The following is a 20,859-nucleotide window of genomic DNA, read 5'->3' as shown; positions in this document are numbered from 1 at the left end:
CATGCCGACCTATCGCTACCTGGCCGTGGACCTCACCGGCAAGACCCGCAAGGCCAGCCTGCAGGCTGACAGCGAACGCCATGCGCGCCAGTTGCTGCGCGAGCAGGGCCTGTTTGCCCGCCAGTTGCAGCGCCAGGACATCAGCAACCGGCAACCCCGGCGCCAGCGTCTGAGCCAGCCCCAACTGTGTGAGCTAACCCGTCAATTGGCGACGCTGACCGGTGCCGGCATCCCCTTGGTCGATGCCTTGGCCACCCTTGAACGCCAACTGCGCCAGCCGGCCCTGCACAGTGTGCTGGTGGCCCTGCGCGGCGCTCTCGCCGAAGGCCTGGGCCTGGCCCGCAGCCTGGCCCGCCAGGGGGCGCCGTTCACTGGCTTGTACTGCGCGTTGGTCGAGGCCGGCGAACGCTCCGGGCGCCTGGCACAGGTGCTGACCCGGCTGGCCGACCACCTGGAACAGGTGCAACGGCAACAACACAAGGCGCGTACTGCGCTGATCTACCCCACCGTATTGATGGGCGTATCGCTTGCCGTGGTCATCGGCCTGATGACCTTTGTCGTGCCCAAGCTCACCGAACAGTTTGCCCACGCCGGGCAAAGCCTGCCGCTGATTACCGCGTTGCTGATCGGCCTGAGCCAGGGGCTGGTGCACGCCGGGCCCTGGTTGATGGGGGTGGCGCTATTGACGGGTGGGCTTGGCACCTGGCTGCTGCGCAAGCCGCACTGGTGCCTGCGCCGTGACCAGTTGCTGCTGCGCTTGCCGCGTATCGGCAGCCTGTTGCAGGTGCTGGAAAGCGCACGCCTGGCGCGCAGCCTGGCGATTCTCAGCGGCAGTGGCGTGGCCCTGCTCGAAGCCTTGCAAGTGGCCACCGAAACCGTCGGCAACCGGCGCATACGCCTGGCCATGGAGCAGGTGCGCCAGCAAGTGCAGGGCGGCACCAGCCTGCACCGTGCCCTGGATGCCAGCCAGCAATTCCCGCCGCTGCTGGTGAACATGGTCGGCAGCGGCGAGGCCAGCGGCACCCTGGCCGACATGCTCGAGCGTGTGGCCGACGACCAGGAGCGTGGCTTTGCGCGCCAGGTGGATACCGCCATGGCGCTGTTCGAACCCCTGATGATCCTGGTGATGGGCGCCGTGGTGCTGTTCATCGTGCTGGCGGTGCTGCTGCCGATCATGCAACTCAACCAGGGCCTGCAACTGTGAATACAAGGAGCACTGCCATGCAGCATCGACGTAACCGCCAGCGCGGTTTCACCCTCATGGAAATCATGGTGGTGATCTTCATCATCGGCCTGCTGATCGCCGTGGTTGCACCCAGCGTGCTGGGCAACCAGGACAAGGCCATGAAGCAGAAGGTAATGGCCGACCTGGCCACCCTGGAGCAGGCGCTGGACATGTACCGGCTGGACAACCTGCGCTTCCCCAGCAGCGAGCAGGGCCTGGCCGCACTGGTGAAAAAACCTAGCCAGGAACCGCTGCCGCGGGCCTGGCGCAGCGACGGCTATGTGCGACGCCTGCCGCAAGACCCGTGGGGCACCCCGTACCAGTACCGCATGCCCGGTGAACATGGCCGGGTTGATGTGTACTCGCTGGGTGCCGATGGCCAGCCAGGCGGCGAAGGCCAGGATGCCGACCTGGGTAACTGGGCGCTGTAAGGGTGCGCCGTCAGCGGGGCTTCAGCCTGATCGAATTGCTGGTGGTGCTGGCCATCGCCGGGCTGATGACAGGCCTGGCAGTGGCCGGCCTCGGCGGTGGCCAGGCCCGTGTCGATCAGGCCCTGCAACGCCTGGCCAGCGAAACTCGCGCCCAGGCCGCGCTGGCCCGGCATGCCGGGCAACTGCGGGGCCTGCGCTGGAATGGCCGACGCCCGGAGTTCGTGCGGCGTGAGGGGAATGCCTGGGTGGTCGAAGCGGTCGGGCTTGGCGACTGGCCCAAGGGCCTGCACCCGGACTGGCCCGCCAGCCCGCAGCCCCACTTGCTGTTTACCCCGCATGGCTGGGCACAGCCGGGCAGCGTGCGCTGGCGCTGGGCCGATGGCAGCCAGCAATGGGCCTGGAGCCGCGATGGCCGTTTACAGGTAGCGGTTGCACCATGAAGCGACGCCAGCGTGGCTTCACCTTGCTGGAGGTCACTGTGGCCTTGGCGATCGCCGCTGTGCTGGCGGTGATCACCAGCCAGGTCCTGCGTCAGCGCCTGGCCGTGCAGCACAACCTGCAACAACACCGCCTTGGCCTGTTGTGTGCCCGCGAACTGCAAACACGCTTCGCCGTCGAGCAATTCTGGCCTGCCGCCAACCCGGTGAGGGGTGAACTGAGCCAGGGTGGCCAGCCGTGTCATTGGCAACTGCAACTGCGCCGCACTGGTGTGCGCGACCTGCGCCGTGGCGAGCTGCAACTGTTCGCCGACCGCGACCAACGCGTGCCACTGGGCCAGTACACCGTGTTTCTGGAGCACCCATGACAAGCTCGCCACCACTGCTCCTACAAAGGTTCTGTGCAGGCATTGAACCCGAGCATCAATACATGAAGCGCCGCCAGGCAGGCCTTACCCTGATCGAACTGATGGTCGCCCTGGCCCTGACCGTCCTGCTCGGCATCATGCTCGCTGCGTTGGTCAATGGCTGGCTGAAAGTGCGCGAGCGCCTGCAGGTGACCACCCAGGAAACCTCGGTGCTGGACTTTTGCCTGGCCCTTGAGCGGCGTTTCGACAGCCCGGTGCTGCGCCGCGTCTACGACCAGCGTCTGCCGCTGGCCAGCCGCTGGCTGGACTGGCAACCGGCAAGCAACCAGTTGCAGTGGGTTGCCACCACCGGCCTGCCGCAAGCCGAAGGCGGCTCGCGCCTGCAACGCCAGCGCTTGCGCTTCGAGCCCCGTGAGCAGCGCCTGCTGCTGGAAAGCTCGGCCGACCTGTACGCCGCCGCCGCACCGCACTGGGTACAGCGTGAGCGGCTCGACCGGGTCGGTGCCATGAATATCCTTTATTACCAGGGCGGCCGTTGGCTGGCCTGGCCTTCTGACCAGCCTGCGCACCCCGGCCGTGGCGTGCGCCTGGAACTGCAGCGTGATGGAGCACCTTATGTCTGCACCTTCGCCCTCCCGTGGGGGCGCTCATGAAATTTGAATGGCGACAGCGCAGATTTGCTCAGCCCTGGTTGCTGCTGCGCCCGGGTGATGTCTGGCACTGGGCGCTGGCGGACGGTGGCACCGTGCAAAGCCAGGGGCAGGGTGAGCCACCGGCGAACCTGCAAGCCCGGGTTGCCCTGATTCTGCCTGCCGAGGCCTGCAGCCTCTTCCACGTGCCCGCCCCACCCGGGCTCAAGCGTGAGGAGTGGCCGTTGTTGCTCGAAGACCGCTTGCTGCAACCGCCGGACGAAGTCAGCTGCGCGTGCCTGGCCCGTGCGCCGGGGCACCTTCGCTTGCTGGTGGTGGCGCGTGAGCAACTGGACGGCTGGCGCGGGCAGTGTGCCGCATGGGGCTGGCAGGTAGAGCGTTGCTGGGCGGAGTTGCAGTTGCTGCCGGGGCCTGAGGCAGGCACCGCCTGGCATTGGCAGCGCACGCCCGGCATGTCCTTGTACAAAGGGCTGGCCGAGGACGGGCAGGAGCATTGGCTGGCATGGCCGCAAGCACTGGGTGAGACGCCGCAGCAACCGTGGGCACATCTGCAAAGCGTGCCGCTGAGTGGAAACTGGCCAGGCGCGCTTGCGCCGCTCGACACGATACCCGGCCTGTTCGAGCGTGCACGCAAGGCCCCTTCGTTGCCCGACGTTTCACGCCCGCAGCAACGACTGTTGGCAGCCTGCCTGGTACTGGCGGCAGTCTGGGGCGGGCTGTGGTTGAGCCAGCAATGGCGCCAGGCACAACTTTGGCGCGCTCAGGTCATTGCCGTGACGGGCGAGCAGGCCAGCCCACGCCACGCCGCGCAGGCCCTCAAGCGCCTGCGCGAAAGCGAGCTTCAGCAGCAGGTACGCACCCGCCAGCTTGAAGACCTGCAGGCAGCGTTACAGGCCTGGCTGCAGGATCACCCCGGCTGGCGCCTGCAAGCGGTGCGTTTCGACGGCCAGCGCTGGCACTTGCGGCTAGAGGGCGACGGCGCCGCGCCACCCTGGCAGGGCATGGCCAACGCTGCCGGTGCTGCCGTACAGGTACAGGGTGGTGAAGTGGTCTTCGACTTGGGGGTGGCCGCATGAACCGGGCCTGGATGCAGCGCCATCGGCTGAAATTCGCCTGGTTGCTGATTGCCGTGTTGCTGACCTTCCTGGCGGTGCGCGAGGGCTTGGCGCAATGGCGCGAGCTCAGTCAGTGGCGGGGGCTGGCAGAACAAGCCGCCAACCTGCATGGCGGCCCCGGGCTGAACCTGGAACGGCTACGCCAGTCGGCCCAGGCCCGGCAGATCGAACTGGCCGAGGTCGATGTGCAGGGCAACACCTGGCAACTGCAGGGCCGGGTGGCTGATGAGCGGGCCCTGCAAGGCTGGTTGCAAAGCCTGCGCGCAGAAGGCGCACAGCCGCTGCAATGGGGGCTGGAGCTGGATGGCAAGGGATTACGGTTCGATGTGCGGGTGCAGCCATGAACCGCAGAGCGATGGTGTGGGTTCTGCTGGTCTTCGTGCTGACGCTGCTGGTTGAGCTGCCGGCCAATTGGCTGGTGCGTGCGTCCGGCCTGCCAATGCGTGAGGTGAGCGGGAGCCTTTGGCAAGGCCAGGCACATCAGTTAGGGCCAGTCGGGCCGCTGCGCTGGGTGGTGCAGCCTTGGCACTTGCAGGCGGATGCGCAGTTTGGCGTCCAGGGGCAGGGCTGGCAGTTGCACATCGCGGGCTGGCCATGGCGCTGGCAGATGGAGGTTACCGCACGGGGCGCCGAGGCGACGGTGTCCACGGATTATCGTCTGGCGGGTCAGTGGCAGGGCGCGTTGAAGGTGCAGGGGGCAGGGCGGCTATGCCGAGCCAGCGAAGGCCGCGTAACGGTAACCGACCTGGCCCTGAGCGAGCCATGGTCACTGGGCTTGGGGCAGGGCTGGCTGGAGATGGACTGCCACAGTGGGTGGCGGCTTCGTGGGCAACTGGCGCAGCAGGGGCAGCATCAATTGGACGTGGATGCCGACCTCGGGGCGCGCCGGGCAGAGGTGGTATTCGAGCTGCAACCAGAGGCGGCACTGACGCCATTGTTGCGGGGCGCCCAATGGCTCGGGCCCCAGGCGCTGGCGGGGCAGCGAGACCTACGCTGGTAAAACGCAACCTGACGCGGCCCCCGGCAGGGGCGGTTGCTCCTGCCGGGGCCGCTCGACTTGGTCTTGCGCGGCCTGCGCGTGTGCTTCAGTTTTTCTTACCCTGCACACTCGAAGCCCATTGCTCGCTGCGGCTGTAGCCACTGGTCCTCAATACACCCAGGTCCAGCGCATTTTCCCCCTCCGCAGCCCCTTTGCCCTTGGCCATCTCGGCGATGGCCGTGCCCAGGTCCACTGGCGAGTTGGATGCATTGAGCGACACGTCCCGGCGATAGTCACTACCGCTCAGCGTTTCCCGGGTGACCGCGTCGGCGTCGAGCACCACGTCGCCCTTGGCCGACTGCACGCGTGCCCCCAGCAACCGGGCATTGCCACCGACCTGCAGGTCGATACCGTCGCGGCCCTTGAGCACGGCCTGATGGGCCACGCCGTCGCGCTGCACATGCGACACGTCAAGGCTGAAGGTTGGCGAGAACCCAGGCTCAGCCTTGCTCAGGGCCGGACCGGCCTTTTTCTCGACCTTGCTCGCCAGCGGCCCTGCCATCGAAGTGGCTGCGTTGACATAGCCCTGCGGGTTTTTCTCCTGGCTGAGCCTGGCATCGCCGTTCACGCTCAGGGTATCGACGCTGTCCTTGCGGCTGGCGATGTACAGGTCACCGTCGATCGCGCCACCGATGTGCCCCGCTTCCAGGCTTGTGCCCTCGATCCGGGTGTCGCTGAGGCTTTTCAGGTCGATGCGCTCGGCGCGCAGGTCACTGGCATTCCAGGTGAGGTTGTCGCGCTTGTCGAGTGCCACCTTCAGGCGACCATGTACGCCGCGTGTGTCGAGTGCGCCCTGGGCGATGTTGAAACCGGCACCGGCGGTGATGTCAAGGTTGTCGCGTTGCTCCTGGTTGGAGGAGGCCTCCACCCGCATGCCGCCATTCGGGGCCTCGAGGCTGATCTGCCCGGCCGTGGCCTGCAGGCCTTGCAGGTGCAGGGCGACGTCCTCGCGGGCGTTGCTGCTCAGGGTCAGTGTGCCGTTGCTTGCAAACTGGGCATCGACCGCCTGCCGCGCCTTTTCGTTCTGCTTGCCGTGGCTGAAGTGGCCGCCTATGGCGCCCCCCTTGGTCTCGCCTGCCTTCACCGCCAGTTCCAGGCCGCCGCCCAGCTTGGCGCCGGTGGCTTGCTGGGTATTGCTGGCGGCCTTGACCTGCAGCTGGCCACCACTCTGCACCAGAATGTCGCCGGTCTTGGCCGCTCGGCTGCCAATGCGGGTGCCTTCGAGCATCAGGTCGCCTGTGCTGGTCAGCTGCACCTCGCCTTTGGCGTCGATTTGCGCCACTTGGGCCTTGGTCTGCGTGCTCAGCTGTTGGCCGTGGTCGAGATAGCCACGGCCATCGACACCGGTGCTGCCTGGTCGATTGCCGACTTTGGTCCAGGCATTGCCGTCGAGCTGGCGTGACTGCTGTTCGGCCTGGTCGGTCGCCTGCAGCAGGGCCAGCGAGCCGGCACTGTGCATGACCACGCTGCCTTCACCGCCATCGATGCGGGCGCCTTCGTAGCGGCCATCGCTCCCCAGCTGGACCTGGATACCCTGTTGCCCGTAGAGGCTGCCCGGCACAGCCGTGCTGGCGCTATCCTTTTTATCCAGCGACCCGCCTTTGCCTGCCACGCGCACATTCAGGTCCTTGCCGGTGCTGGTGTCCAGGCGTGCGTCGCCGCTATAGGCCAGACGTTGTACGCTGGTTTCCTCACTGTTCCTGGCGGCGCGCAAATCATGTTGCTGCGCCTCGATCTTCAGCGAGCCGGCAGTGGCCCGCCATTGGGTGCCCTGGTCTGCAAGGGCGTCGGCCTTGACCTCGGCCTTGGCCCCTGACAGCTCGCTCACCTGGGCAAAACCACGGCGCTGGTTTTCCAGGCGCTTGAGGTGCTCGACGGTCATGTCGGCACCTGCGCTGGGCAGCGCCATGGCATCTTCGGGCGAGGCCTGCTGGAAGCGAGCGGCTTCCTCACCCAGTACCAGGCGTTCGATGGGGCGGGTCAGGTCGCGGTACTCGACACTCGCGCCCAGGCTGCCCGACCAGTCGTCACGGCGCTGCTCATGCGCCTGGGTATCCTGCACCGCGCGGTTGTCGATGCGTTTTGCGGTCACCTGCAAGGTGTTGCCGGCCTTGACGCGTGCGGCCTCGGTGACCAGGTCGTCGCTGCGCAATTCAAGATCGCCGCTGGCTTGCAACTCGCTGCGCTGCACCTTGCTTTCGCGCTCAGTCCGCACCTCGCGGTTGTGATGGCCTTCGAACGCGCTGCCCAGCCGGTCGATGCCGCCGGTTACCGTCAAACCGCCACCACTGTGGGTGGTACTGGTGGTCGCGTCGCGGTCATTGCGGGCTGCGCCCAGCGTCGTTTTACGCGCCTGTACATCAAGGCCACCGGCAGTGGCCTGGACCTTGCTGGCGTTGACCTGCAGGTGTGCGCCACTGTTCATGCCCACCGAGGCAGCCTTGAGTTCACTGGCGACCTGGCCGGTCGTGCGTTGCCTGCTGGTGCTGGTAGCCACCTCGTACGCCACGCCAGCTGCGTACTGGCGGGACTCGGGTTTGCCATCCTCGGCTTCCTGGGTTTGCCTGGCGCTGGCTGTGAAGCCGCGATGCTGGTCGCGGGTTTCGCGCTCATCGACCGATTGCGCGCTGCCCACCCGCAGATCGCCTTTAGCCTCGACCTGCAAGTGCTTGCCAGCTTCGATCTTGGCGCCCTGGATGCGTAAATCGGCGGCGCTGGCCAGGCGCAGGTTGCTGGCCGAGCTGACGTCGCTGACCAGTACCTGCTGTTTACGGTCCGTGCTTTCATGCTCATTGCCAATCAGGCCGAACAGCTTGCTGTCCTGGGTACGGTGGGTGGAAGTGCTGCGGCTGTGGTCAGCCTCGATGGCCAGCGCCCCTTTGTCGCTGTAAAGCACCGCGTCCTGTTTGCCGTGCACGGTACTGCCTTTGATGGCGACCTGTTCGGCTGTCACGGTAAGCTTGCCATCGCTGGCAACTGTGCTGCCGGCAATGGCCTGGCCCTCGCTGTCGTTCCCTTCGCGGTCGGCAAAGAAGGTGCCTGATACCAGGTCGCCACGGTAGTTACGCCCGGTTCCGCGTTCTTGCAGGGTGGTGGTGCCGATATCAGCCTGTTTCGCATGGATGGCCATATCGCCGCGGCTTTGCAAGCTGCTGCCTTGAACATTGAGGTTGCCGCTTGCCTTGATCGTCATGTGCGTGGCGCCGAGAGTGCTGCCGTTTGCGGTTTCCTTCAGCTGATCGGTATCCCGGTCACCGCGCCACAAGTCCTTGCGATGGCGCACCTGCTCTTCGACGCGCTGGCTGTCGATGCCGGCCACGATGTCCAGGCCGGCGCTGCTGTCTACCGTCAGCGTGTTGCCTGCCACCACGTTCGCGGCGGTCATGCGCATGTCGTCACCGGACTGCAGCAGCACGCTGTCACTGCCCAGCAATTGGCTGCCCTGTTGCTGCTGCTTGGTGGTGGTGGTTTTGCGGTTGTAGGTTTCGCGGGTGATGAACAAGAACTTTTTGTTCCAGCTGTCAGTGTCGTGTTCGATGCGCTCGCGGGTCTTGGCATCCAGCGTCAGCTTCTTGCCGGCCTTGGCTTCGATTCGCGGGGCCTGGCCGTCGACCGCTTCCAGCGTCAGGTCATCGGCAGCGGTGAGTTTCAGTGTACCGTGCTCGCTGCGCAGCTCGGCGGGGGTGTCGGCCTCGCCGCTGACATGCAGACGCCCCGCCGAGCGTATTTCCACCCCCTCCGTGCCCAGAATCTGTGATGTGCCCACCCGCACGCCTGCGCCCTCGGCCGTGCTCACCACGCGGATCCGCCCAGCGCGCATTGCACCGAACAGGCTGGCATCAATGCTCGACGAGGGGCTGGGCAGGTGTTCGACCACCTCGCCACTGCGGCTGTCGATACGGTTGCGCCCGACCGTGATGTCGAGCGCTTCGCTGGCCATCAGCAGGCCTTTGCTGTCCACGCGCGGCGCAATCAGCTCAATGGCGCCAGCGGTATTGCTCAGCCCCTGCTCCAGTACCTGCAGAGAGCCGCTGGCGTTGAGCGTGTCGAGGTAGCGCAGTTGCTCCTGCTCGAATTCCGGGGTGCCAACCACCAGGCCTGCGCGCGTGGTGTTGATGAAGCTTGCGCCATTGAGGGTGATGCCATTGGGGTTGGCCAGGATGTAGTCGGCCGGGCGCCCGAAGATCTCCTGCGGCCCTTCGATCATTGAAGCGTTGCGGCTGACTACCTCGTTGAGGATGGTTGAAGCGGCCTGGCCCTGAAACTGCGGGTTGGCGGCCAAGGCGCCGGCCAGTTGCGACTGCCCGGCTCCGGTGGCGTTGTTCAACACCAGGCCAGGGTTGCCAACGTTGTAGTTGATGAACTGGTTGTGGGACAACCCGCTGGCATTGGGCGGCACGATGTCGATCACCGGTATTCCGTGGCCGTTGTGGATGACCGGCATGCCACCCGGTCCGCTGGCTGCCTCCAGCGCACTGTCTGCCAGTGCGGCGCTGGAGCCGAGCAAGGCGAGGAAGATGGCCCAGCGCAGGGTGTTCGGGCGAATGGGCGGTAACTGCGAGAGTGTTTGCATTTTCTCGTTCTCTTTGTTGTGGGTGAATCAGATGCTCAGGGTCCAGTCCAGTACCCAAAACCCCGGTTCCAGCAGCGGGCGGGGCAGGTCGCTGGCGTTCAAGGCGCGTTGGTAGTCCAGGCGCAGGCGGCTGCCGGGCAGGCTCAGCTCCAGCCCGGCGGCCGCCCCTGCCAGGCGTTGTGACGGGTTGCCTTGGGCGGTACGGGTCCAGCCCAGATCCAGGCCGATGTACGGGCGAACCTGGACGGGAGAAGCCCAGGGGAGGGGCAGCGGTTGGCTGAACGTGTTGCGCCAGACGGCGCTGCTGGCGCCGGAGTAAGTGCGCAGACGAAACCCCCGCACGGCAGAGTCGTCACTGACCAGTAACTGCTCGACGGCAGGTAACTGATCGCCGCTGTACTGCAGCCCCAGCTCGCTCTGCCAGCGCCATGGGTTACGGGCCGGGCCCTGGCGCAGGTGCAGCAGGCTGGCGCGGTACTTGCGAAAGTCCGGGCGCAGGCGCTGCGCACCCAGTGGCGATTGGTCGGCACCGAATGCGTCAATGCCCTGGGCAACCCCGAGGTAGCCGTTCCACAAACCACCCTCCAGCCAGAGCAGGTTGATACCGGCTTCCACCGTAGTAAGTGTCGGGCTTTGCTGGACGATGACAGCGCCAGCGCTGCGGTTGACCAATTGCTTGCGGTCCAGCCGCACGCTGGCACTGAGCATGCCTTGCGCGTTGCGCCACAATACCCGTTCGATACCCAGGCCCTGATAGCTGCTGCTGCCGTCGGCAGCCTTGTCGCTGCCGGGCAGCGGCGCCTGGTAGCGCAGTTCGCTGGCGCTGAGCGACAGCGACCAGGCGCCATAGGGGATGCTGTAGTACAGCGATAGACCTTGGCTTTTTCCAGGGGTATCGAGCACGGTGCTGGTCAGCGACAGGCGCAGGTCATCATTGAGGCCCAAGGGGCTGTCCAGGCCAATGCCAAGGTTGACGCGGTGACGACCGGTCAGCTCGCTGCCACGGTTGTCGAAGCGGCTGTCCAGGTGCCATCGTGACGCGACCTTGTCTGGCTGCACCACCACGCGCGAGCCGCCCTGCAGTTCGCCGGGCAGCAGGGTGGCGGTCAGCTCGTAGGCGCGCAGGCGGTTGAGCTGGTCCAGACCTTGTTCAAGGTCTGGCAGGTACAGTGGCCGCCCAAGCAGGCCCGGGAATGCGCTGGAGAGGGACAAGGGCAGGTCGGGGCCCGCCAGTTCGATGGATTCGACAAAGCCTTCGAGTATGACGATGTCCAACGGTGCGCCGTTCTCTGGTGCTTGCCGCAGGTAAGGTCGGCTGGTCGGATAGCCGGCTTGCACGTAGCGCCGGGTGATGGCCTGGAGCAGCCGGTTTATGTCGGCGATGCCCATGCAGGCAGGGGTGAGGGCGCGGATGATTGGCGCCAGCGCCGTGTCTGAAAGCTGGTGGTTGCCCGCCACGCGCACGCCATCGACTGCCCAGCAGCGGGCGTCGTGGGGGGGGCGAGGCGTGCTGTCGGTGGGTTGAGCTGCGGCGGGCGCACGCTGCCAGCGTTCCAGGCGCTGCTGTTGCTCCAGCTGCCGCAGCCCATGCTGTTGATCGCGCAGTTGCTGGCTGGCCGGGTCGTCGGCCAGCGCCTGGGCGATGGACAACAGGCCTGACAGGCAACTGGCTGGCAGCCAACGGGCGATGCGGTAAAACAGGCACGGCATTGATACACCCCGCAAATGATGTACGGTCTTCGTACTCGTCTGCGTGGATGCTAAAAATTAAGGCATTCGCCTGGATGCAGTACCTTGCCTAAGCAACTGTGAGGCAAGGTCGCGTAAAGTGGTGGGAAGGTTCCTACAACCTTTGCCGGAAGGCCCTATATCAGGGCCTGATCTCGATCAACGTGCCATCACGTACCAGGTCCCAGACCTCCTGCATGTCACGGTTACGCATGGCAATACACCCGTCGGTCCAGTCCAGGGTATGGAAGTACCACTCCGGGTACTCGTCGTTGATCGGCGTGCCGTGAATCATGATCATGCTGCCGGCACTCACCCCTTCGCGCGTGGCGCGGGCGGCATCGCTCACGTTCGGGTAGTTGATGTGCATGGCCAGGTTGAAGCGGTCGCTCTGCTTGCGCCAGTCCAGCCAGTACAGGCCTTCAGGGGTTTTTTTATCGCCTTCGCGTTGCTTGGCGCCCTTGGGCTGCTTGCCCAGGGAAATGCGGTAGGTTTTCAGCGGCTCGCCACGGCTGATCAGTTGCAAGCGACGCTCGGACTTGATCACCAGCACCTTGTCGATCAGCGGTTGCATGGCCTGCTGCGAAGGCGACGGCGTTTGCGCTGCCGGCACAGGCTTGCGGATGATGGTCTCGGTGAAGGCCGCCTGGGACACCGAGGTAACGCAAAGGCAGAAAAGGGCAAGCAACCAGCGCATGGAACGGTATCCCTGAAGGCTTCTTCTAAGTAGAGGTCGAGGTCGAGACGTTCATCGGGGGCAGGTACTCATGGCCTATGGGGTAGTGCGCCCCGATGCGGTCGCGATAGTAGCATTCTAGTGTGCGCGTGACGGTGCGGAAAGCCAGCTCGCCCCACGGAATCTCATGTTGTTCGAACAACCGCACTTCCAGGCTTTCGATACCCACATCAAACGCCAGGTCTGCGAGTTCTGCGCGGAAGAACACATGCACCTGGTTGATGTGCGGCAAATCGAAGAGCTGGTACAGGCTCATGGGTCCGACCCGGGCGCAGGCTTCCTCGACGGTTTCGCGACGGGCGGCCTGGTCGATGGTTTCGCCGTTCTCCATGAACCCGGCAGGCAGGGTCCAGAAGCCACGGCGTGGCTCGATGGCGCGCCGGCACAGCAGCACCTGGCTGCCCCAGGTCGGTAGTACGCCAGCGACGATGTTGGGGTTCTGGTAGTGGATGGTCTGGCAAGACTCGCAGACATACCGCAGGCGGCTATCGCCCTCGGGAATCCGCTGAGTGACCGGCTGGCCGCACGCGCTGCAGAATTTCATGTGAGGTTCCTTTTGTTCAGGGCTATCTTGGCGTGCAGGCAGGTCTGCCGCAAGCGCAGGGGCTTGGGTGCTTCGCGGCTTTGGTGCATCATGCAAGGCAGGCCTTGGATACGAGCGTGCGCAATGCTGGACGAGCTACTTCGCCGAATGAGCAACCACCAACCCGCATCACTGGAAACCGACCGGCGGTTCCCTGAAGCGGCGGTCCTTTTGCCCATTACCCGCAGCGAAGCGCCCGAGCTGGTCCTGACCCTGCGCGCCAAGGGCTTGTCCACCCATGGTGGCGAAGTGGCCTTTCCCGGTGGCCGACGCGACCCGGAAGACCCCGACCTGGTGTTTACCGCCCTGCGCGAGGCCGAGGAAGAGATCGGCCTGCCGCCTGGGCTGGTGGAAGTGATAGGCCCGCTCAGCCCGCTTGTTTCGCTGCACGGCCTTAAAGTGACGCCATTCGTCGGGCTTATTCCCGACTTCGTCGAATACCGTGCCAACGATGCCGAAATCGCGGCAGTATTCACCGTGCCGCTGGAATTCTTCCGCCAGGACCCGCGCGACCATACCCACCGTATCGATTATCAGGGGCGCAGCTGGTACGTGCCCAGCTACCGCTATGGCGAATACAAGATCTGGGGCTTGTCGGCGATCATGATCGTCGAACTGGTCAACGTGCTGTTTGATGCCGGCATCAGCCTGCACCAGCCACCAGAGCGTTACATCGAAACCTGAGCGGGGCTCACCCCGCCGTCTGCGTTCCAGCCTGAGGAGCATGCATGAAATACCGCCTGGGCGACCTGCGGGTCGAAAGCCACCCCACCAGTTGGGCTGCACCCAACGCCACGCTGATCGGCAACGTGCGCCTGCAGGCCAATGCCAGCGTGTGGTTTGGCGCGGTGCTGCGCGGCGATAACGAGCTCATTGATATTGGCGAAGGCAGCAACGTGCAGGACGGCACGGTGATGCATACCGACATGGGCTCGCCGCTGACCTTGGGCAAGGGCGTTACCGTTGGTCATAACGCCATGCTGCATGGCTGCACGGTGGGCGACTACAGCCTGGTCGGTATCAATGCCGTGATCCTCAACGGCGCGCGCATTGGCAAGCACTGCATCATCGGCGCCAATGCGCTGATCGCCGAGGGCAAGGAAATCCCGGACGGTTCGCTGGTGATGGGCTCGCCCGGCAAGGTAGTCCGTGAACTGACAGAACAGCAGAAACGCATGCTTGAAGCCAGTGCCGCGCATTACGTGCACAATGCCCAGCGTTATGCTCAGGAGCTGGTGGTTGATGATGAGTGATGTTGCAGAGCGGCCGGTAGCTTCGCCGTGCGTGAGCATTTGTGCACTGGACGAGCAGGATATCTGCACGGGCTGCCAGCGTACCGTGGCGGAGATTGGCCGCTGGGGGCGGATGGACAATGATGAGCGCCGGGCGGTGCTCAAGCTTTGCCATGAACGGGCAGTAGAGGCTGGCCTCATCCTGTAGGCGCGACACAAGGCTGCTGCTACAGGGACGGCGTTGCCTGTCGGGGGCGCCAGCGGTAATCTGTTCGGCTTGCCCACAGACGACCCGCCATGTTCTATCTGATTGCCTACATCAGCAGCGTAGTGCTGATCAACTACGCCTTTTCCAGCGCCCCGCACCTGGACATCATCTGGTCCGCCTGGGGCGGCCTGGTGTTCATCCTGCGCGACATGGTGCAGACCCGCTTCGGCCATGGTGCCCTGGTTGCCATGCTGGTGGCCCTGGTGCTGTCCTATGTCACCTCGGAGCCGGCCATTGCCTTGGCCAGCGCCACCGCGTTCTTCATTTCCGAGCTGATCGACTGGCTGGTGTTCAGCATTACCCGCCGGCCACTGCGTGACCGCCTGTGGCTAAGCTCGGCGCTGAGCATTCCGGTGGATACCTTCATCTTTTTCGGCATGATCGGCGCCCTGACCCCGGCGGTGATTGGCACCGCGATGGCGTCAAAGTTCGCCGGTGTCACTGCCGTGTGGCTGGCCATGGCATTTCGCGCCCGACGGGCCGCCGTCGCCGGTTGATGGTGTAGAATAGCGGTCCTTTTTCAGCGGGCGGCGCAAAGCCTGGCGCGGCCCCGGACGCCTTCGAGGACCTGAAATGACCCGTATCGGAACCCCCTTGTCGCCCACCGCGACCCGTGTACTGCTTTGCGGCTGTGGCGAGTTGGGCAAGGAAGTGGTGATCGAGCTGCAGCGCCTGGGCGTCGAAGTGATCGCCGTCGACCGCTACGCCAATGCCCCGGCCATGCAGGTCGCGCATCGCAGCCACGTGGTCAACATGCTCGATGGCGTTGCCCTGCGCGCGGTGATCGAGGCCGAAAAGCCGCACTATATCGTCCCTGAAATCGAAGCCATCGCCACCGCCACCCTGGTCGAGCTGGAAAATGAAGGTTTCAACGTGGTGCCGACCGCCCGCGCCACGCAGCTGACCATGAACCGTGAAGGCATCCGCCGTCTGGCCGCCGAAGAGCTGGACCTGCCGACTTCGCCGTACCACTTCGCCGACACCTATGAAGACTACGCCAAGGCCGTGGCCGATGTGGGTTACCCGTGCGTGGTCAAGCCGGTGATGAGCTCGTCCGGCAAGGGCCAGAGCCTGCTGCGCAGCGATGCCGACCTGCAGAAGTCGTGGGACTACGCCCAGGAAGGTGGCCGCGCCGGCAAGGGGCGGGTGATCGTCGAGGGCTTCATCGACTTCGAATACGAAATCACCCTGCTGACCGTGCGCCACGTTGGCGGTACCACCTTCCTGGAGCCGGTTGGCCACCGCCAGGAGAAGGGCGATTATCAGGAATCGTGGCAGCCGCAGGCCATGAGCCCGAAAGCGCTGGCCGAGTCGCAGCGCGTGGCCAAGGCAGTCACCGATGCCCTTGGCGGTCGCGGGCTGTTTGGTGTGGAACTGTTCGTGAAGGGCGACCAGGTGTGGTTCAGCGAAGTGTCGCCGCGCCCGCATGATACCGGCCTGGTAACCCTGATTTCCCAGGACCTGTCGCAGTTCGCGCTGCATGCCCGTGCCATTCTCGGCCTGCCGATTCCGGTGGTGCGTCAGTTTGGCCCGTCGGCGTCGGCGGTGATTCTGCCAGAAGGGCAGTCGCAACAGACCAGCTTCGCTAACCTGGGCGCAGCACTGAGCGAGCCGGACACGGCCATTCGCCTGTTCGGCAAACCGGAAATCAACGGTACTCGCCGCATGGGCGTGTGCCTGGCGCGTGACGAGTCGGTGGAGCTGGCACGGGCCAAGGCGACCCGCGCTTCCCAGGCGGTCAAGGTCGAGTTCTGATCTGAGACCGTATGGGGCCGCGTTGCGGCCCATTCGCGGGACAAGCCCGCTCCCACAGACCACTCGCAATGCCAGCGGCCTGTGATAATCCTGTGGGGCAGGCTTGTCCCGCGAATGGCCTCCCACAGATCACTCGCAATGCCTGCAGCCTGTGATGATCCTGTGGGGGCAGGCTTGTCCCGCGAATGACCTCCCACAGATCAATCGCAATGCCAGCGGCCTGTGATAATCCTGTGGGAGCGGGCTTGTCCCGCGAATGGCCTCCCACAGACCACTCGCAATGCCAGCGGCCTGTGATAATCCTGTGGGGCAGGCTTGTCCCGCGAATGGCCTCCCACAGACCACTCGCAATGCCACCGGCCTGTGATAATCCTGTGGGAGCGGGCTTGTCCCGCGAATGGCCTCCCACAGATCACTCGCAATGCCTGCAGCCTGTGATAATCCTGTGGGGGCAGGCTTGTCCCGCGAATGGCCTCCCACAGATCACTCGCAATGCCAGCGGCCTGTGATAATCCTGTGGGAGCGGGCTTGTCCCGCGAATGGCCTCTCACAGATCAATCGCAATGCCTGCAGCCTGTGATAATCCTTTGGGGGCAGGCTTGTCCCGCGAATGACCTCCCACAGATCAATCGCAATGCCAGCAGCCTGTGATAATCCTGTGGGAGCGGGCTTGTCCCGCGAATGACCTCCCACAGATCAATCGCAATGCCAGCAGCCTGTGATAATCCTGTGGGGGCAGGCTTGTCCCGCGAATGGCCTCCCACAGATCAATCGCAATGCCTGCAGCCTGTGAGAATCCTGTGGGGGCAGGCTTGCCCCGCGAATGGCCTCCCACAGACCACTCGCAATGCCTGAGGCCTGTGGCAATCCTGTGGGAGCGGGCTTGTCCCGCGAAGGGGCTGCAAAGCAGCCCCGGTCCACTCAAAGTGCGGTATTACGGGTCTCTTTCAGGCACAGCACGGCAATCAAGCTGATCACCGCCGCGACCGATACATATCCCCCCACCCAGCTCAACCCGCCCATGCTGACCAGCTTCTGGGCAAAGAACGGTGCCGCCGAGGCGCCGACAATGCCGCCCAGGTTGTACGCCGCCGAAGCCCCGGTATAACGCACGTGGGTCGGGAACAGTTCAGGCAGCAGTGCCCCCATCGGCGCAAAGGTCACGCCCATCAGGAACAGCTCGATCGCCAGGAACAGCGCCACACCGGCCGTCGACCCCGAAGTCAGCAGCGGCTCCATGGTAAAGCCTGAGGCTACCGCCAGCAGGCCGCCGACGATAAGCACCGGCTTGCGCCCATAACGGTCGCTGAGCCAGGCCGACAGCGGCGTCGCCAAGGCCATGAACACCACCGCGAAGCACAGCAGGCCAAGGAATGTCTCGCGGCTGTAACCCAGCGTGGTCACGCCATAGCTCAGCGAGAACACCGTGGAGATATAGAACAGCGCATAGCACACCACCATCGCTGCAGCGCCCAGCAGGGTGGGCACCCAATAGTTGGAAAACAGCTCGAACACTGGCATTTTCACCCGCTCATGGCGGGCGACAGCCTTGGCGAAGACCGGGCTTTCTTCAAGCTTCAGGCGCACATACAGGCCCACCAGTACCAGCGCGGCACTGAGCAAGAACGGAATACGCCAGCCCCATTCACGGAACTGCTCGTCGCTGAGCGTCAGGGCCAGGGTCAGGAACAGGCCGTTGGCGGCCAAAAAGCCGATCGAAGGGCCCAGCTGCGGGAACATGCCGAACCAGGCGCGCTTGCCCTCCGGGGCGTTCTCGGTGGCCAGCAACGCCGCGCCACCCCATTCACCGCCCAGGCCCAGTCCTTGGCCAAAGCGCAGCAGGCAAAGAATGATCGGCGCCCACACGCCAATACTGTCATAGCCAGGCAGCACGCCGATGGCCGTGGTAGAGACGCCCATCAGCAGCAGCGAGGCAACCAAGGTCGACTTGCGGCCGATGCGGTCGCCAAAGTGGCCGAACAGCGCCGAACCCAGCGGGCGGGCGAGAAAGGCGATGCCAAAGGTGAGGAAGGCTGCCAGCATTTGCGCGGTGCCCGACCCGGACGGGAAGAACACCGGGCCGATCACCAGGGCTGCAGCGGTGGCGTAGACATAGAAATCGTAGAACTCGATGGCGGTGCCGATGAAGCTGGCAGTGGCGACCCGCGCGGGCGAGTTGACCGGCGCGTCAGGCGCTTCGGCATAGGTGCTGCTTGTCATTGAATAGGTCCCTGACAGTCTGGTCCGGCTCCATGGGCATGGCCCGCAGCGGCGTGCCGAAAAAAGGCAGGCACGGTTGCGCGGGCGCCGGAGCGTTTTGTTGTTGTGTGCGCACGACTGACGATAGCCCAAGGGGGGTAGGGGCGGCGCGGGCACTGTTCGGGGTGTTGAAGCAGGACCGCAGGGCGTGTCAGTGGAGCGGACTGGCCGTGGAACGCCGGGTGCGGGTAGCAGGCGTGGCGGCGGGGCTGGGTAAGCGTGACCCGAGTATAGCTATCGGGTCACCGTCCACACCAGTACCTTGCTGGCACAATTGTCCTCTGTTTCGAGGATTTCCAGGCGATAGCGGCCGATCTTCAGGCAAACGGCGGTTTCCGGGATGCTTTCCAACGCTTCGGTCACCAGCCCGTTGAGGGTTTTCGGCCCGCCGTCGCAGGGCAGGTGCCAGCCCAGGGTGCGGTTGATCTCGCGCAGCGAGGCGTTGCCGTCGATGACGAAGGTGCCATCGGATTGCGGGTGTACATGGGGGTTTTCCAGGCTCTGTTCGTCCTCGAACTCGCCAACGATCTCTTCGAGGATGTCTTCCAGGGTGACGATGCCCTGCACCTCGCCGTACTCGTCCACCACCACACCCAACCGGCGCTGTTGCTTGTGGAAGTTCAGCAGCTGCATTTGCAAGGGCGTGCTTTCCGGCACGAAATAGGGTTCGTAGCAGGCGCCGTGCAGTGCCTCCAGGGTCAGGTCGGCCTTGGGTAGCAGGTGGCTGATCAGCTTGGTGTTGAGGATTGCTTCGACCTGATTGATGTCGTTGTGGTAGACCGGCAAGCGGGTATGGCGGCTGACGATCAACTGCTCGATGATGCGCTCGATCGGCTCGTCGAGGTTGATGCCGTCCACTTCGTTGCGCGGTACCAGAATGTCGTTGACGGTGATCTTGTCCAGCGCCTGCAGGCCATCGAGCAGACCATGGCGGGGTGTTTCGTGCTCCTCGTCTTCGTCGAAGTCGTCGGCTTCCTGCGGGTGCAGGGCCACGGCCGTGGGTTGCACGCGGAACGGGCGCAGCAGCAGCTTGGCGAAACCGTCCAGCAGGCAGGCCAGTGGCTGCAGCAGGGCGAGGGGCACTTTCAGCAGGCTGGTACCGAGGTTGACACATGCCTGTGGGTTGCGCCGGGCCAGGCGCCGCGGCAGGTACTCGGCAAACACCAGCAAGGTGAGGGTTGCGGCCAGCCCTGCCAGCCAGAAGCCGTGCTCGCCGCTATGGCGCTGGCCCACCAGGCAGGCCAGGCCCAACACCAGCAGCTTGCCCAGGCTGGCGCACAGCACCAGGGCCTGTGCCGGGAGCACGGGCTGGCCGTCCTCGTGGGCGCGCAGGGTGCCATTGAGCTGCAGTCGGGCGGCTTCCACCGTGGTGAACAGCGCCGACCACAGCAGCGCCAGTGCCAAAGTGCCGAATAGCGGTGCGTACGGCAGTGTGTCCATGAGCGGCCGTCAGATATGCAGGATGAATTCGCGAACCAGCTTGCTGCCGAAATAGGCCAGCATCAGCAGGCAGAAACCGGCCAGCGTCCAGCGGATGGCCTTGTGGCCACGCCAGCCCAGGCGGGTGCGGCCCCACAGCAGTACGCTGAACACCACCCAGGCGACACAGGCCAGCAAGGTCTTGTGTACCAGGTGCTGGGCGAACAGGTTGTCGAGGAACAGCCAGCCGGAGATCAGCGACAGCGACAGCAGGCACCAGCCGGCCCAGAGGAAGCCGAACAGCAGGCTTTCCATGGTTTGCAGGGGCGGGAAATTCCGGATCAGCCCGGACGGGTGCTTGTGCTTCAACTGGTGGTCCTGCAGCAGCAACAGCAGCGACTGGAACACCGCGATGGTAAACAGCCCGTACGCCAGGATCGACAGCAGGATATGCGCGAGGATGCCCGGCTCTTCGTTGATCAGCGGCACTGTGCCAGGTGGCGCGAACTGCGCCAGCAGTGCAGTCACCGCACCCAGCGGGAACAGCAGCACCAGCAGGTTTTCCACCGGTATGCGCAGGCAGGCCACCAGGGTCAGGGCGATGACGGCCACGGCGATCAGGCTGGCGGCGCTGAAGAAGTCCAGGCTCAGGCCCAGCGGGGTGATCAGCTGGAAGTACAGTGCACCGGCCTGGGCGAGCACCGCAAAAGTACCCAGCAGGGCAAGCAGGCGCTTGTCGGACTTGCGGCCCTGGGCCAGGTGCGAACCCTGGTAGATGGCCGCCGCTATATAAAGGCCGGCAGCGATCAGGTTGGGGATGAGGCTGGGAGAGGAAACCATAAGTCCTGGTTGGCGAGCCTTAAAGAGACGGAGTTTGGCATAGATTCCGCTGATCAAGGAAGACTGAAGGCTTGTGTCAGGGCATTCGCGGGCTCGCCCGCTCCCACAGGTCCAGCGCAGGTCGCAATAGGGTGGGGATCCGGTGGGAGCGGGCGTGTCCGCGAAGGGGGCACTGCAGCCACCGAATGTCTCCCAAGGTGT

Annotated in this window: 20 protein-coding genes; 13 read left to right on the top strand and 7 right to left on the bottom strand. The window is 64.8% G+C overall.

Annotation, left to right across the window (positions count from 1 at the left end):
- Nucleotide 1: 1 nt before the first annotated feature.
- From gspF to CKW35_RS09210, 8 genes are all read left to right on the top strand, one after another.
- On the top strand, nt 2-1,204 hold the full coding sequence (gspF, locus tag CKW35_RS09245) for a type II secretion system inner membrane protein GspF (RefSeq protein WP_095115757.1): 1,203 nt from the start codon (nt 2-4) through the stop codon (nt 1,202-1,204).
- 17 nt (nt 1,205-1,221) lie between these two features.
- Nucleotides 1,222-1,656: a type II secretion system major pseudopilin GspG gene (gspG, locus tag CKW35_RS09240; RefSeq protein WP_016485125.1), complete on the top strand. Its 435-nt coding sequence runs from the start codon at nt 1,222-1,224 to the stop codon at nt 1,654-1,656.
- A 2-nt stretch (nt 1,657-1,658) separates the two neighbouring features.
- Nucleotides 1,659-2,096 (top strand): type II secretion system minor pseudopilin GspH, encoded by a 438-nt coding sequence (gene gspH / locus CKW35_RS09235; RefSeq protein ID WP_095115755.1) that lies wholly within the window; start codon nt 1,659-1,661, stop codon nt 2,094-2,096.
- The gene (locus tag CKW35_RS09230) at nt 2,093-2,461 is read left to right on the top strand and encodes a type II secretion system protein GspI (protein ID WP_095115753.1); all 369 of its coding nucleotides are present in this window, start codon (nt 2,093-2,095) and stop codon (nt 2,459-2,461) included. The genes gspH and CKW35_RS09230 overlap by 4 nt, the downstream gene beginning before the upstream one ends.
- Before the next feature lie 62 nt (nt 2,462-2,523).
- Nucleotides 2,524-3,114, top strand: a complete 591-nt coding sequence (locus tag CKW35_RS09225; protein WP_016485128.1) for a type II secretion system protein — start codon at nt 2,524-2,526, stop codon at nt 3,112-3,114.
- Entirely contained in the window at nt 3,111-4,187 is a 1,077-nt protein-coding gene (gspL, locus tag CKW35_RS09220; RefSeq protein WP_095115944.1) for a type II secretion system protein GspL, read from the top strand. The genes CKW35_RS09225 and gspL overlap by 4 nt, the downstream gene beginning before the upstream one ends.
- A complete protein-coding gene (gspM, locus tag CKW35_RS09215) occupies nt 4,184-4,570 on the top strand; it encodes a type II secretion system protein GspM (RefSeq protein WP_060517566.1) in 387 nt (128 codons plus the stop codon). Before gspL ends, gspM begins: the two co-directional genes overlap by 4 nt.
- The gene (locus CKW35_RS09210) at nt 4,567-5,226 is read left to right on the top strand and encodes a hypothetical protein (RefSeq protein WP_060517564.1); all 660 of its coding nucleotides are present in this window, start codon (nt 4,567-4,569) and stop codon (nt 5,224-5,226) included. The genes gspM and CKW35_RS09210 overlap by 4 nt, the downstream gene beginning before the upstream one ends.
- A gap of 85 nt (nt 5,227-5,311) precedes the next feature.
- Here the strand turns inward: CKW35_RS09210 and CKW35_RS09205 are convergent, their stop codons facing one another.
- The 4 genes from CKW35_RS09205 to CKW35_RS09190 all read right to left on the bottom strand — a co-directional run bounded on the left by CKW35_RS09205 (nt 5,312) and on the right by CKW35_RS09190 (nt 12,846).
- Complete coding sequence (locus CKW35_RS09205; protein WP_095115751.1) at nt 5,312-9,838, bottom strand: hemagglutinin repeat-containing protein; 4,527 nt, start codon at nt 9,836-9,838, stop codon at nt 5,312-5,314.
- A 27-nt stretch (nt 9,839-9,865) separates the two neighbouring features.
- Nucleotides 9,866-11,548, bottom strand: a complete 1,683-nt coding sequence (locus CKW35_RS09200) for a ShlB/FhaC/HecB family hemolysin secretion/activation protein (RefSeq protein WP_016485133.1) — start codon at nt 11,546-11,548, stop codon at nt 9,866-9,868.
- 160 nt (nt 11,549-11,708) lie between these two features.
- Complete coding sequence (locus tag CKW35_RS09195) at nt 11,709-12,263, bottom strand: murein L,D-transpeptidase family protein (RefSeq protein ID WP_016485134.1); 555 nt, start codon at nt 12,261-12,263, stop codon at nt 11,709-11,711.
- A 25-nt stretch (nt 12,264-12,288) separates the two neighbouring features.
- The gene (locus tag CKW35_RS09190) at nt 12,289-12,846 is read right to left on the bottom strand and encodes an NUDIX hydrolase (protein ID WP_016485135.1); all 558 of its coding nucleotides are present in this window, start codon (nt 12,844-12,846) and stop codon (nt 12,289-12,291) included.
- 123 nt (nt 12,847-12,969) lie between these two features.
- Between CKW35_RS09190 and CKW35_RS09185 the strand changes: the two genes are divergently transcribed.
- The 5 genes from CKW35_RS09185 (at nt 12,970) to purT (ending at nt 16,140) form a co-directional block, all read left to right on the top strand.
- Nucleotides 12,970-13,569 carry a CoA pyrophosphatase gene (locus tag CKW35_RS09185; RefSeq protein WP_016485137.1) on the top strand — a complete coding sequence of 200 codons (600 nt, stop codon included), beginning with the start codon at nt 12,970-12,972 and terminating at the stop codon, nt 13,567-13,569.
- 44 nt (nt 13,570-13,613) lie between these two features.
- Nucleotides 13,614-14,138, top strand: coding sequence for a gamma carbonic anhydrase family protein (locus CKW35_RS09180; RefSeq protein ID WP_016485138.1), 525 nt, complete (start codon nt 13,614-13,616; stop codon nt 14,136-14,138).
- Nucleotides 14,128-14,325: a DUF1289 domain-containing protein gene (locus CKW35_RS09175; RefSeq protein WP_016485139.1), complete on the top strand. Its 198-nt coding sequence runs from the start codon at nt 14,128-14,130 to the stop codon at nt 14,323-14,325. The genes CKW35_RS09180 and CKW35_RS09175 overlap by 11 nt, the downstream gene beginning before the upstream one ends.
- 89 nt (nt 14,326-14,414) lie before the next feature.
- Nucleotides 14,415-14,882, top strand: a complete 468-nt coding sequence (locus CKW35_RS09170) for a VUT family protein (protein ID WP_010952556.1) — start codon at nt 14,415-14,417, stop codon at nt 14,880-14,882.
- Between the two features lie 76 nt (nt 14,883-14,958).
- The gene (gene purT / locus CKW35_RS09165; RefSeq protein WP_016501237.1) at nt 14,959-16,140 is read left to right on the top strand and encodes a formate-dependent phosphoribosylglycinamide formyltransferase; all 1,182 of its coding nucleotides are present in this window, start codon (nt 14,959-14,961) and stop codon (nt 16,138-16,140) included.
- Nucleotides 16,141-17,061: 921 nt separating this feature from the next.
- Here the strand turns inward: purT and CKW35_RS09160 are convergent.
- The 3 genes from CKW35_RS09160 to CKW35_RS09150 all read right to left on the bottom strand — a co-directional run bounded on the left by CKW35_RS09160 (nt 17,062) and on the right by CKW35_RS09150 (nt 20,658).
- On the bottom strand, nt 17,062-18,360 hold the full coding sequence (locus tag CKW35_RS09160; protein ID WP_016485141.1) for an MFS transporter: 1,299 nt from the start codon (nt 18,358-18,360) through the stop codon (nt 17,062-17,064).
- A gap of 273 nt (nt 18,361-18,633) precedes the next feature.
- Nucleotides 18,634-19,839, bottom strand: coding sequence for a transporter associated domain-containing protein (locus CKW35_RS09155; protein ID WP_016485142.1), 1,206 nt, complete (start codon nt 19,837-19,839; stop codon nt 18,634-18,636).
- A gap of 9 nt (nt 19,840-19,848) precedes the next feature.
- The gene (locus tag CKW35_RS09150; RefSeq protein WP_016485143.1) at nt 19,849-20,658 is read right to left on the bottom strand and encodes an inner membrane protein YpjD; all 810 of its coding nucleotides are present in this window, start codon (nt 20,656-20,658) and stop codon (nt 19,849-19,851) included.
- Between the last annotated feature and the right edge of the window lie 201 nt (nt 20,659-20,859).

The organism is Pseudomonas sp. Irchel 3F3, from assembly GCF_900187545.1.
Taxonomy (GTDB): Bacteria; Pseudomonadota; Gammaproteobacteria; order Pseudomonadales; family Pseudomonadaceae; genus Aquipseudomonas; species Aquipseudomonas fortuita.
The sequence above is the reverse complement of the archived record's forward strand: the minus strand, read 5'-3'. Positions and strand labels throughout refer to the sequence as shown.